The sequence below is a fragment of the Sphingobacterium sp. SGR-19 genome (genome assembly GCF_011043555.1).
GTDB lineage: Bacteria > Bacteroidota > Bacteroidia > Sphingobacteriales > Sphingobacteriaceae > Sphingobacterium.
The window spans coordinates 1-938 of the sequence record NZ_JAAKGS010000025.1 but is presented as its reverse complement, the minus strand read 5'-3'; the positions used below and the strand labels follow the sequence as shown (position 1 = coordinate 938).

The window sequence follows — 938 nt, the reverse complement described above, 5'->3', positions numbered from 1 at the left end:
CGATTTTAACCTTGCTTTCTCAATGGCTGTATTTACCGTCCTTTTCACATCTTCTGCATTCATTGAATCGCATAGCTCCCAGTGGATGATGTAGCGGCTGTAATCATCCAAAACCGTGCTCAGGTAATACCATCCCCAACCGACAATCTTGAAATACGTGAAGTCGGTCTGCCACATTTGGTGCACAAACTCCGTCTTGTCTTTAAACTCATTTGCTGCTGAAAGAAGGAAATGATTCGGCGCCGGGATCAGATTTCTTTGCTTCAGAATCCGGTAAACGCTGGATTCTGAGATAAAAACACCCTGTTCATCGGTGATCTTGTACGCCAGTTCCCGGGAGGATAATTCGGAGTGTTCCAGAGCTACTTCAACCACTAGGTCTTTTTGGTCTTCGGGAATGCTGTTCCATTGTCTTTTATAAGTTCTACGGCCTTGTTTCAAGCCATCATAACCGTTTTCAAGATACTTCTGATACCATCTATAGAATGTACTTCTAGCGATCCCGAAGCTTGCTAAGGTGCGTTTCACACCGATTTCACTCGTGGTAACGGTCTGAATGATTTCGTATTTCTCACCTGCTGATAATCTCATATATTTCCGATATTTATGGATTAATCCAGCATGTCCAAACTTTTTTTTATAATATCGTAACGCAATACCAGATCGGCTACCATCTCTTTCAACCGGGCATTTTCTTTCTTTAAATCTGAAACTTCATCGCTGGTAGCTTCACGTACAACATCTCCATTGAGACGTTTTTTGCCAGCTTCCATAAACTCTTTGTTCCAAGCGTAGAACTGGGACTGGGCGATGCTGTGCTTTCTGCATAATTCTGCCACAGAGGTCTCGGCTCTAAGACCCTCCATAACGATCAAAATCTTCTGTTCGGCTGTAAAGATCCTGCGCGTATTTTTTCGAATGTCTTTTACAAATGATTC

2 protein-coding genes are annotated in these 938 nt (G+C 42.8%); both read right to left on the bottom strand.

What is annotated here, in order from left to right; all coding sequences use genetic code 11:
- On the bottom strand, positions 1 to 591 hold a 591-nt coding region (locus G5B43_RS19195), incomplete at its 3' end, for a DDE-type integrase/transposase/recombinase (RefSeq protein WP_165296414.1).
- Between the two features lie 20 nt (positions 592 to 611).
- On the bottom strand, positions 612 to 938 hold a 327-nt coding region (locus G5B43_RS19190), incomplete at its 5' end, for a transposase (RefSeq protein ID WP_165296413.1).